The 11,862-nt window shown below is 45.1% G+C and carries 12 protein-coding genes; 5 read left to right on the top strand and 7 right to left on the bottom strand.

Annotated elements, in window-relative coordinates:
* Positions 1-116: 116 nt before the first annotated feature.
* From VIP81_RS29965 to VIP81_RS29945, 5 genes are all read right to left on the bottom strand, one after another.
* Entirely contained in the window at positions 117-638 is a 522-nt protein-coding gene (locus tag VIP81_RS29965; protein WP_331970512.1) for an SRPBCC family protein, read from the bottom strand.
* 20 nt (positions 639-658) lie between these two features.
* Entirely contained in the window at positions 659-1,114 is a 456-nt protein-coding gene (locus VIP81_RS29960) for an SRPBCC family protein (protein WP_331970509.1), read from the bottom strand.
* Between the two features lie 22 nt (positions 1,115-1,136).
* The gene (locus VIP81_RS29955) at positions 1,137-1,451 is read right to left on the bottom strand and encodes a metalloregulator ArsR/SmtB family transcription factor (protein WP_331970506.1); all 315 of its coding nucleotides are present in this window, start codon (positions 1,449-1,451) and stop codon (positions 1,137-1,139) included.
* A 113-nt stretch (positions 1,452-1,564) separates the two neighbouring features.
* Positions 1,565-2,806, bottom strand: coding sequence for an RNA polymerase sigma factor (locus VIP81_RS29950; RefSeq protein WP_331970503.1), 1,242 nt, complete (start codon positions 2,804-2,806; stop codon positions 1,565-1,567).
* A 96-nt stretch (positions 2,807-2,902) separates the two neighbouring features.
* Positions 2,903-3,244 carry a YciI family protein gene (locus tag VIP81_RS29945; protein WP_331970500.1) on the bottom strand — a complete coding sequence of 114 codons (342 nt, stop codon included), beginning with the start codon at positions 3,242-3,244 and terminating at the stop codon, positions 2,903-2,905.
* A 264-nt stretch (positions 3,245-3,508) separates the two neighbouring features.
* On the opposite strand from VIP81_RS29945, the gene VIP81_RS29940 reads away from it, so the two are divergent.
* From VIP81_RS29940 to VIP81_RS29930, 3 genes are all read left to right on the top strand, one after another.
* Complete coding sequence (locus tag VIP81_RS29940) at positions 3,509-4,267, top strand: MerR family transcriptional regulator (RefSeq protein WP_331970497.1); 759 nt, start codon at positions 3,509-3,511, stop codon at positions 4,265-4,267.
* A 194-nt stretch (positions 4,268-4,461) separates the two neighbouring features.
* On the top strand, positions 4,462-5,214 hold the full coding sequence (locus VIP81_RS29935) for a hypothetical protein (RefSeq protein ID WP_331970495.1): 753 nt from the start codon (positions 4,462-4,464) through the stop codon (positions 5,212-5,214).
* Positions 5,215-5,279: 65 nt separating this feature from the next.
* Positions 5,280-6,737 (top strand): aminoacyl-histidine dipeptidase, encoded by a 1,458-nt coding sequence (locus VIP81_RS29930; RefSeq protein ID WP_331970492.1) that lies wholly within the window; start codon positions 5,280-5,282, stop codon positions 6,735-6,737.
* Positions 6,738-6,853: 116 nt separating this feature from the next.
* Here the strand turns inward: VIP81_RS29930 and VIP81_RS29925 are convergent, their stop codons facing one another.
* Positions 6,854-7,753: an NAD(P)H-binding protein gene (locus VIP81_RS29925; RefSeq protein WP_331970489.1), complete on the bottom strand. Its 900-nt coding sequence runs from the start codon at positions 7,751-7,753 to the stop codon at positions 6,854-6,856.
* Positions 7,754-7,836: 83 nt separating this feature from the next.
* Between VIP81_RS29925 and VIP81_RS29920 the strand changes: the two genes are divergently transcribed.
* A complete protein-coding gene (locus VIP81_RS29920) occupies positions 7,837-8,241 on the top strand; it encodes a helix-turn-helix domain-containing protein (protein ID WP_331970486.1) in 405 nt (134 codons plus the stop codon).
* 12 nt (positions 8,242-8,253) lie between these two features.
* Here VIP81_RS29920 and VIP81_RS29915 read toward each other — a convergent pair whose 3' ends face one another.
* On the bottom strand, positions 8,254-10,677 hold the full coding sequence (locus VIP81_RS29915) for an outer membrane beta-barrel family protein (RefSeq protein WP_331970483.1): 2,424 nt from the start codon (positions 10,675-10,677) through the stop codon (positions 8,254-8,256).
* A 231-nt stretch (positions 10,678-10,908) separates the two neighbouring features.
* Between VIP81_RS29915 and VIP81_RS29910 the strand changes: the two genes are divergently transcribed.
* Complete coding sequence (locus VIP81_RS29910; protein ID WP_331970480.1) at positions 10,909-11,757, top strand: ester cyclase; 849 nt, start codon at positions 10,909-10,911, stop codon at positions 11,755-11,757.
* Positions 11,758-11,862 lie beyond the last annotated feature (105 nt).

Genomic DNA, 11,862 nt, shown 5'->3' with positions numbered 1-11,862 from the left:
GAAGCCAACGAAACATTCCGGAAGATGCGGCCATTCTTCGATTATATGAGCGAAGTGTTGTCATCTGATCCTAATGGAGAGTAAGCCCTTACGCAGGGCTTACTGTTTTCAGGATCTTAAATAAGGTTCTCATAAATAGCTTCCAGTTCCGTATGTGTTTTCCAGAAAGGGGGTGGTACCGTGCCTTCCAGGTTGGCAATTAAAATGCCCACATGATTATGCCATCCGGCGGATACGCTTAACAAGGTAGTTTTTTTATCACCCAGTTTGCGATGTGTGATCACCATCAGCACACGATTGGCTTGTTCTGTTAGCTCAAAAGTTACTTCAGAACCGCCTTGCCAGGTAAAGGAGAGCAGGTGGGGAGAAGCTACTTTCAACATGGTACCGGTAAAATGGTGACCGGCCTCCATGTTTTTGTACTTTTCGGGTATCTCATCCGGGAGCGGGCTGAGTTCCTGGTGCATAAAGTACAGGTCTACTTTACCACCTTCAAATAGTTCCATGTCTCCTTTTGCCAGCCACTTACCACGCTTTTCAGATTCGGTGAGATAAGCCCATACCTTATCGATAGGTCCGGGCAAAGAGCGTTCAAACCGGAGCGTGCCGGGTGCGATGATACTGCCATATTTTTCCATAAAAAAAGGTATTTAAGTAGTTATCGTTTTGCGAATTTATCGGCGATGAGGTTCAGGTTAATATGATGTTCGAGATAAGCTTTCAGGCCATCTAACACGGTGGTGAAGCCACCGGTGGCGTCGTTGATTTTGCGGAGCAAGTCATCGCCTTGTTCTGTAAATCCATAATTGGAAATGGTCACGTAGGTGGTGTCTTCACTCAGTGCTTCAAAATTAAAATCAACAGCGGTAGCAGGTTCGCCCCAGTCTATCGCTATTTTTTTGTTGGGTATAATTTCTTTCACAAATGCTTTGGCAGATGCCTGGTACATTTCCCATTCCCAGGTAACGGTTTTGCCGGTGGCCAGTTTGTCGCTGCCTTTGGTGAACCAGAAATGCTTTGTTATTTCAGGATCAATAAAAGCCTGAAACACGATGCCGACAGGTTTTCTGATGAGCATTTGCGCTTCTACGCCGGGGGTGTTATTCTTTCCCATCATGACATGATTTAGTGAATATTTAATCTGCTTCGTTCAATAAGTTTTCCAGGGTATCGAGTCGGTTATTCCAGAAGGAGCGGTATTGTTCCGCCCATTGGGCTACTTCTTCCAATGCTTTAAAATTAGCGCTGCAATGTCGTTCCCTGCCTTGCTTTACAATGAGTACCAGGCCGCATTCCGTGAGTATGCGCATATGTTTTGAGATGGCTGGCTGACTCATATTAAAGTTCTCTGCCACCGTGTTCAGGGTTTGCGTTTGTTTGGCTAATAGCCCTATGATAGCCCGTCTGGTAGGGTCGGCGATGGCCTGAAACACGTCTCTTCTAGCTTTCATTCATTTATTGTTTATGATATATAACCGTTTGGTTAAGTAAATTTATACATAACCATTTGGTTTAGCAAATTTATTTTTCGGAAGAAGAGAAATTTATCAGGAAGGAGAGATGATCAGTGCCGTTCTTGTTGGACGAGCTGCATTTTTTGCAGGATGATTTTTTTATCTGCCGATGATTGTGCAAGTCCTAAGGCTGTTTCAAAACAGGATAGCGCCCGGGTATTATCTATACCGGTAAAGAGTTCTCCTAATAAAACATGATACAAATGATGTGCTGCCAGGTTTAATTTCAATGCTTCGATGATGGCCACCTGTTTTCCTTTGGCTTTCGATAGGGCATAGGTCCTGTTGAGCGCCGCCATAGGAGAATATTCCAGTTGCAGCAGATGGTTGTACAGCTGGAGAATATTGTTCCATTTTTCGGGGGTATCTGCCTTCATGGTATGCCAGTAAGCGATGCCTGCTTCGAGATGATAGGTAGAGATCTCGCGGCCCTGAGAGGCGGTATTTAAAAACGTTTCGCCTTGTGCAATCAGTTCCTGGTTCCAGAGATTGGTGTCCTGGTCGTCGTACAGTACCATGTCACCCGCTGCATCTATTCTGGCGTCGAAGCGGGAGGACTGAAAACTCATGAGTGATAGTAAAGCATATACGGAAGGTTTGTTGGTGGTATCATTTGCTACCAGGAGAGAAGTTAAGCGAAAGGCTTCCAGGCAAAGATCTCTGCGGAGGGAGCTGTTATGGCTGCTGGAAGAATAGCCCTCGTTAAAAAGCAGGTACAATGTTCTTAGTACGGTATCCAGCCGTTTATTGATTTCCGGCTCACCGGGGAATTCTATTTTTATCTGTTCCGCGCGTAGTTTGTCTTTAGCCCGCTGTAATCTTTTAGCGATGGTTTCTTTGTTGGATAAAAAGGCGGCAGCAATTTCTTCTATGCCAAATCCGCACAGGATACGCAATGCCAGTCCAATTTGCGCTTCGGCTGCAATCGACGGATGACAGATGGCGAACATCATCTGTAGCTGGCTGTCGTGGATATTTTGAGCGGAGAGGTCTATCTCCGGCAGGTCGGTTTCCGTGACAGCATACTTTAATTGTGCGGCTATTTTCTGCTGAAAGACCGCCTCATGTTTCAGGTAATTTTTAGCTTTATTTTTTGCCACCGTGTATAGCCAGGCCACAGGATTTTCCGGTAAGCCTTTGAGGCCCCAGGCTTCAGACGCCGATAAGAAAGTATCACTGGCAATGTCTTCTGCTATTTCGATATGTTCGAATCCAAATAACTTACACAATACGGCCGTGATTTTACTGTATTCGGTTCTGAACAGGTGTGGTATCAGTTCATTTTTTTCCATAAATAAAAGCAGCGCAAAAGTAATTTGAATGACCGGAGCAGCTGTCTCCTGAAATTACTTTTGCGCGGCTTTGGGAAGTTGTGATAAAAAGAAGGTTTACATGACGTTGATCTCTCTGACTTCCAGACTACCACCTGTTAAGAATATGGGGCAGTCTTTGGCCAGTTCTGTCGCATCTTCCAGGGAAGCTGCCTTTACAATAGAATAACCGCCGAGCGATTCTTTCAGCTCTGTGTAAGGGCCATCGGTCACCACCTTGTTGGCTCTTAATACTTTGCCGGAAGGATGCAACCGGTCGCCACGGGCTGTCAGTTTATTCTGTGCGGCAATATTACCGATCCAGTCCATCCACTTTTGGGTGTTGGCCTGCATTTCTTCTGGAGAGCGTTGCGATAATACACTCGCATCTGATCTGTACACAAACAGGAAATCTTTCATGGTGTTACGTTTTAATTGTTATAAAGCATCATAACAACTCAGTATCTCCGGGATGGACACTTTTCTTAAAGTTTATTATTTTCCGACTGTAAGTCAGCTGTAAATTAATGATTTGTATTTAAATAACGAAGGTCGTATAAGTACTACTAATTGGCCGCCTGCTGCGGGGTAAAATATTTTTTTAAAGAAAAAGTAAAAAAACACTTGACTCTTACGTTACGTCACCCCCTACCTTTGTTGCTGTAGGAAAATGAAATAGTCGTCATGAAGCAATATACGGTAACAAAACTGGCAAAGTTAGCAGGTGTGAGTGTGCGCACGCTCCATCATTACGACCAGATAGGTTTGCTGAAACCATCCGTCCGTACCTCCGCGGGGTATCGGTTGTATGGGGAAGCAGAACTATACCGGTTGCAGCAGGTGCTTTTTTACAGGGAACTGGACCTTGAGTTAAAGGAAATCGGCGATCTGTTGGATGATCCTGATTTTAACCTGGAGCAGGCCCTGAGAGAGCACCGGCAAATGCTGTTGTCGAAGAAGTTCCGCATAGAAGCCATGCTGGCCACCGTAGAGAAGACAATTTTTCACTTACAAAACAAAGTAAAAATGAATGTAGAAGATCTATATGAAGGCTTGCCCAAAGAACAGGCCCTGGCCTGGCGGAATGAGGCCAAAACAAAATGGCCCGGACAAGTAGCGCATACCGAAAAACTATTACTTACCATGGATAAAGATAGCTTTCAGCAACTACAGGACGGATTTAAGAACAACTGGAACAATCTGGCAGCAATGTGTCACCTTGCCCCTGCGGCAACCGCCGTACAAACAGCAATAGCGCAGCATTATTCCTATATCCTGCAGTTCTGGGGCAAAACCGGTAAACAGGCGGAAGCCTACAAAGGGCTGGGAGATCTGTTGGCCAACGATGAACGTTATACGAAAATAGATGGACTGCCTAATCCGGCGTTTGGTCGTTTTATGCAACAGGCTATCCATATTTATGCAGCCACAACATTGGAGTAAATTAAAGTAGCAGTGCAAAAGTTGAACTTTTGCACTGCTTTGGTGGCATTAGAGAAATATAATTAAGAGAAAGACGATCATGCATATTGTATTTCATGATGATAGCATGCGAACTTATCTCCCAAAAAAAATATCATTAAGAATAAATTTTATAATGAAAAATACCAACGAACTTTGGGTTACAATTCCCTTTAATGCTACGCCCTAACCGTTGGTATACCTATACCTTCAGCACTTTCTGTGCTATTTTTTTTGCTGCCTGTCAATTGAAGACACCAACAGCCGATCTTCCAACATTTAATATTCCAGGCTATGGTGCCGTGTTTAAAGGAGACACCGGATTTATTATAAAACGAACGGCATTACCTTATCTTTTATCTGCAAAACTGATTGATACCTCCATCGCTGATTGGGCCTATACCGCAGATCATGATACCATCGGTAAGTATTATCATTTAAATAAAGATAGCGGTTACCTTGCCTGTATCCTGACTTATAACAAAGATGGCGATGAACATTTATTACTGTTTGAAATCGACCCCGATGGATGCGTCAAAAAAACATTTCAGTATTATTATGGCGTTTCACATTGTTGCTGGTCTGCTGCCTTTGATGGATTTGGCCGGTTAGGCAATTATTTTTTTATCAGAGCCTGTGCTACTAGCGCTGCTTTCTGTGGCAGTGATCTGTATCTTTTTAAAACGGCGCAATCACAGGATTATCAGTATCCTATTTTGGAATGGAACTGGGTGGGGAGCGATGCCGCCGATCCTCGTATGCATCAGGTATTTTCTGTTGTTGCCGTCAAAGGAGATAGCGTGACCGTGTATTACAAAGTGATGGCGGGTGTAGAAGCCGTGCTGGTGGATAGCTTTGATGTAAAGTATCGGATGGTGGACAATAGATGGGTGGCCAATGACAGCAGCGGATTGAAAAAATACCAGTAATAAGTCCTTTTTTGCCCGTTTGAAATGATTTGTATACTTTGCCGGCGTTAATAAACACGTTACTGATGGAATTAAAGGATTTATCTCCGCAACCGCTATGGCAGCATTTTGCCGCGCTGAATGCCGTACCCCGCGCTTCTAAGAAAGAAGAAGGCGTGATTGCATTCATACTGGACTTTGGCAAGCGCTTAGGACTGGAAACAAGAAGGGATGCCATAGGAAATGTGGTGATTAAGAAACCCGCTACACCGGGAATGGAGAACCGTCAAACGGTAATATTGCAGTCTCACCTGGATATGGTACATCAAAAAAACGGCGACGTTAATTTTGATTTTGCTACCCAGGGCATTGATATGTACGTAGACGGCGACTGGGTAAAAGCCCGTGGCACTACGCTGGGTGCAGATAATGGCATTGGCGTGGCCGCTATCATGTCGGTGTTATCTGCTACTGATCTGGTGCATCCTGCTGTGGAAGCTATGTTCACCATTGATGAGGAAACGGGTATGACTGGCGCCAAAGGACTGGACCCTGCTAATTTTACGGGTACTATTCTCCTGAACCTGGATACAGAGGAAGAAGATGAACTCACTATTGGCTGTGCCGGTGGTATCGATACCAATACCAACGCATCCTATAAAGAAGTACCGGCGGGTGCAGGCAACATTGCTTTTGATATCCGTATCAAAGGACTGATGGGCGGCCACTCCGGTATGGATATCATTAAAGGAAGAGGGAATGCCAATAAGCTGATGAACCGCTTGTTGTACAAAGCAAAACAAGTAGTGGATTTGCAGCTGGTGAGCCTGGACGGTGGCAGTCTGCGGAATGCGATTCCGCGCGAGTCACAGGCCATCGTGACAGTACCGGAAACCGCTAAAGATACTTTTACTGCTTTTGTCACCGCGTTCACCGCTGTTTTAAAAGAAGAATATAAGTTGATTGAAAAAGACCTGAAGGTAGAAGTCAACGCAGTACCCACGCCTGCTACCGTGATGGAGCCGGATTATTTCCTTCGCTTGCTGCGTGCTATCTATGCCGTACCGAATGGGGTATTCCGCATGAGTCCTGATATTGAAGGGTTGGTGGAAGCTTCTTCGAACCTGGCCAGGGTGATTGCGAAAGATGGTGTTTTCATCACACAGTCCCTGCAACGCAGCAGCGTGGAAAGTACCAAAGAAGATGTGTCTATGGCCGTGGGCGCCGCATTCGAAAATATCGGTTGCGAAGTAGCACAGGCGGGCGACTATCCCGGCTGGAAACCGGACGCAGATTCTGCTACGCTTCGCTTACTGCTGAAATTATACAAAGCACATTTTCCGCACGAACCTAAAGTTGGGGCTTGTCATGCTGGCCTGGAATGTGGAATTTTAGGCGGTCACTTTCCCGGTGGCCTGGATATGATTTCTTTTGGACCTACTATCACAGGCGCGCATTCTCCCGATGAAAAAGTACAGATTTCTTCTGTAGGCAGGTTCTATGATTATTTCCTGCATATACTGAGAGAAATTCCGGTGAAGTAAAGAAGATATTCTCTAACAATAAGAAGCCCTGCGATCATCGCGGGGCTTCTTATTGTTAGAGATGCAGGCGTTCACGGCAAGTTACCGTCTGCCGCAAAGCATCACTGTTACTGCTATCAGGCATGCTGACTGTTATACACGCCCGCAAATTCCAGCGCAAAATCAGCAAAACTTCTTTCCCCAAATGCCAGCTGCTCGTGTTGGCGATAGTCTTCAAACAAAGTACCTTCTCTCAGCGCAACACCTATTTCTATTACATAGATCTTCGCCATTTGTTCGCTCAGGCCATTTTGCAGCATGCCCTGTAACATGGCATCGTCAGAGAAGCCAATCCAGGCCAGGTCTGGCTTGCCAATGGCCTGTCCGAGCAGGGTGGCTACTTCGGCGCCGTTCTTTTCATCACTGGCAATGTATTGTACCGACTTTCCGCTGAAAGAAAGGGTATCCAGTGCGGCGGCAGCCGCGGCGGCAATGTCGTGTGGATGCGACATTACAATAGGAGCTGTTGCATCAAAGTTGTTGCCGATCATATGCTGATGCCGGATCATGTCTATGCTGCCGAAAAAGTTGTTGTAAAACATGCCCGGACGAAGATGTAGTACAGACACGTCTTTCAGCGCATTTAACTGTTGCTCTACGTAGTAGTTGGCGCTGGTAGGGCCGGGACCATCCGGGATATGTGCACCAATGCTGCTCAGGTTTACCACGTAACGGACACCTGTTCGTGCGATAGCATCGGCATAACGTTCGCCTACACTTTTGATATATCCACGGAGATCTGCTGTTTGATAGTTAGGGGGAATCATGGTATATACCGCATCTGCATTGGCAAAAGCCTGCAACAGAAAATCGGTATCCTCAATGGAGCCAATAGCGGGGATGGCGTTGAGTTGTAGAATAGCGGCTGCTCTTTCGGGGTTATGACTTACCACGGTTACCTGATGGCCTTTGGCGGTTAACAGTTGTGTCAGCGGGTGACTAATATTTCCTAAGGAGCCTGTAATAGTAATCTTCATAAAAAAGGTGTTTTAATATTTTCTTGTACAAAAGTAGAGTAGTACTTACTTTTGTACAAGTACTTACCCTAAAGTATGTATCTATGGCAAAGACAAAAGAAAACTCCACCATCCAGGAAAATAAGAAGGCAGCATTCCAGGAATGCCCTGTTACGTACGTGATGGAAAAGATTGGCGGGTATTGGAAACCTATTATCCTGTTTCATTTATTATCCGGGCACAAACGATACAGTGATCTGCGGAAATCGATTCCTGCAATCACGGAAAAAATGCTCATACAGCATTTAAAGCAACTGGAAGCGGATGACCTGGTGCTGCGGGAAGCGAAACCTGTTGTGCCGCCCCATGTCACTTATAGTCTTACGAAAGCAGGGCAGGCGCTCAAACCTGTGTTATACGCCATGGCGGTATGGGCGGTGGGCGACAGCAAAGAAAACGCCGCTACCTTCCGGAGAAATCTTAAAAGTTTTCCAGGGGTAGCGGAGTAGTGATCTGGTCTGTTAATGTATACGACCTCTTTCTTCTTCATTGCCGTTATCATTATCGGCTGCCTTATGCTCAGTGCGGCCGAAACGATAAGTAAATCCTACCAGGAGATAGCGGTTCAACTGGAAGTTGGTAAATTTCTGTGGCACACCGTTGATGTTGGAAGTCACGGCAGTAGCACTGCTGCGGAAAATATCATTCATGGTTAAAGTGATATCTACCTTCTTTTTTAATACGGCAGCTTTCAGTCCGATATCCATTTTGTAATAAGCATCGGACTTCCCGATATGATCTACTTCCGGGAACTGATACCACGCATTCACAGCGGCAGCAAAGGTTTTATCCTTGTTCAGCCAGATGTTGTTATTGGTGGCCAGGTATAACCCAAAACCACTCACACCCTGAATATTGGAAAGCGTAGATCTGGCATCGGTATGATAAAAAGTAACCTGGTTATTGTTATCCAGCCAGCTGAATAAATGAAGGGTAATGTTCTCTGAAACGCCCACCCGGTAAGTTTTCAGGAAGTTTAACGGTTTCGTATATACGAGATTTGTATCCGGGCTGGCAATGGTCAGATTATTAAAGCCATTCTCCGTAATATTGAAAAATACCGCAGAAGTCAGCATGCTTTTATACGTATGTGATACTTCAAAGTTTGTATTGTATTCCGGATTTAAATATGGATTCCCTTCTCCATAACTATACGCCGTATAGAGGGATTTAAACGGATTCAGGTTCCAAAAGGAAGGACGGTTCACGCGCTTGCCAATGGTCAGGGCAAGACTGTTGTCGGTATTGGCCTGGTAGGACACCGACAGCGAAGGGAACACCCGGAAGTATTTATTGACCGTTGTTTGATCGAGGGTGTGAGAGTACCCATTGGTTTGTGTCAGCTCTCCTCTGAGTCCTGCTTCATATTTCCAGCTGCCTTGTTCTTTATTCATACTAACATACAGGGCCTGTGTATTTTCCCGGTAGTCGAATTCATTGCTCAGGTCCGTATCGTAGGTGAGTTCCCCCTGTGGACTTTTTTTATAGTAGAAGGCATTGCTGTAGTTGTCGATGAAACTCAGCTTGGTACCAAACATGATTTTTGCAAAAGACGTAGGAAGCTGCACATCCGCCTTAAACGTATAAATATTGAAGTTTTGTTTCGTGTTATCATAGTAGCGGGTAGTCGCCGCAGGATGTACTAAGTCGGAGCCCAGATATCTATGACTTTCAAAGTCGGATTTATCGGTCCGGTAGTAATTCATGTAATCTGCATTCAGCGATAGTTTGCGGCCGGTGCTGTCAAAATTGATCACCGAGTGCAGGTTGACGGAATTGCTGAGCGCAATAGGGTAGTAGGTAGCGTAAGTTTGTAAGAGAGAATCCATTTTCCCGGTAGCGTTATTATAAACGGGATTATTCACGTGATCTGCTCCATCATAAATGTTTTTACCGCCCTGGTAGTTGATGCCGATACTGGTTTTATCGCTGATCTTATAATCAGCACCTGCTACTACATTTATATTTCGATATTTATAATCACCGGTATCACTTTGCAGCCAGGTTTGTTTGGGATAGTTAAGTACCGTTTGGAAGCCTTCCAGGTGATGGTCCTGATCTACGTTGACGCTGCCATAGGCCGACCATCTTACCGCGTTATAATTAAGGGTAGCGCTGGCGTTCAGTGCGCCGTAGTTGCTGGTTCCAAAGGCTTCCGCAGGATTATAAAACCAGTGTTTTGCATTGGCCTGCACACTACCGGAATAACCCTGTTTTTTACTTTGTTTGGTGGTAATATTGATTAACCCTGCATTGCCTTCTGCATCGTAGTTAGCAGATGGATTTTTGATCAGTTCAATTTTAGTAATCTGGTTGGCAGACATCGATTTCAGATAGCGAACCAGCTCCAGGCCGGATAATTGCACCAGCCGGTCGTTGATCATCACTTTCACCGCTCCTTTGCCTGCAATACTGATTTCATTGTCGTTCACCTTAATGCCCGGTACTTTACCGATAGTGGTGAGTACGTCGCTGCCGGAAGCGGTGATGCTGGAAGAAACATTGTACACCAGTTTGTCTGGACTGTCGTTAATAGCCGGTTTCGCCGCCGATACCACTACTTCATCCAGCCGGGTATTGGCTACCTGCAGCAGGATCGTTATCACCGTATCTTTTTGCAGGGTAAATTGTAACACAGAAGATTGATAACCGGTCATGGTGGTGCTTACCTTATATTCACCTGCTTCCAGTTGGCGGACAAGGAAATGTCCTGCACTATCCGCCTGTGTTACCTGCTGCCGGTTAGTACGCAGGTGTTGAATATGGATGGTCGCAAACGGAAGCGAAGCTTCCGTGCCACTGCGCACGGTTCCGGAAAGTGTTGACTGGGCATAAACATGGCTACCGAACAAGCTGCATAGGAGCAGCGAAAAAAATAATTTCAACTATAACGGAATTTATATAAAAAATATATATGTCAGGTGGGCCAAGATAATAAATATCGGCAGCAGGGGAAATGATTAGATGATAAGTGGTAAAATCCGGGTAGTTGTGAAAGTCCGGAATAAATAAATGACCCCTCTCGGTTTGAATTTGACCACTTCCTGCATAAATCAATGATTTTTTACAATTCCAGGCAGGGGCACCGGGCTACTTTTGTATCAAATACAACACACATGAAAACAGCTATCACCACAATATCCCTGCTATTAACCGGTGCAATGATACCAGGAACTACTCATGCACAACAAGTAAAACAAGTCACTAACAATAAAATAGTTACCATGGAAAACAATAAAGCGATCGTAGCCGAATTATATGAAACAGGTTTGAATAAGAAGCAACTGGCGTTATTGCCCAACTTTATATCTGAAGATTTTGCAGGCGCGGGCGGTGCAAAAGGAGTGAGCGGATTTATTGATCCATTCATGCCCTTGCTCAACGCTTTCCCGGATATTCAGTATAAAGTAATTACGCTGGTAGGGGAAGGAAACAAAGTGGTAGCCCGGTGGAAATGGACAGGTACGCAAACAGCCACCTTCCGGAATGTGCCGCCCACCGGCAAAACCATCAGCAGCGACGGGATCTCCATCTATGAATTTAAAAACGGGAAAATAGTTGGTTCAGATGTGCAACTGGATCGGTTAGGTATTGTGCAGGCATTGGGTTTGGTACCGACCGACATCGCGCCGGTGAAGCCAATAAAAGACAGGGTACAGTTCATTGATAAATTCCTGGTTCCAGCCAATGCCATCGCGGAGTTCAAAGAAAGAACCACCTTTAACCGTCAATATATTAAGACATTGCCGGGCTTCATTTCAGATGCGGAATATACCTATACCGATGAACAGGGAAATCTTATTTGTGTAACCGTAGCGAATTGGGAAGACAAAGCCGCGTTGGCGAAGGCAAAAGAAGCAGTGCAGGCCATGTACAAGGAACAGGGATTTAATCCTGCGGAGATGTTAAAACGACTGGGAATTACTGCCGACAGAGGCATCTATACAGAAGTAAGATCTAACTAATAACAAGCGTGTAGAGAAAAGGTGTGCAGTAGCTATTGCACACCTTTTCTGTTGTTATTTGATGTGCTGCTCGCATAGTATTTCTTTATCCCACAGGAATATCGC

The organism is Chitinophaga sp. (genome assembly GCF_036566945.1).
Lineage (GTDB): Bacteria > Bacteroidota > Bacteroidia > Chitinophagales > Chitinophagaceae > Chitinophaga.
This window is presented reverse-complemented; position numbering and strand designations above follow the sequence as displayed.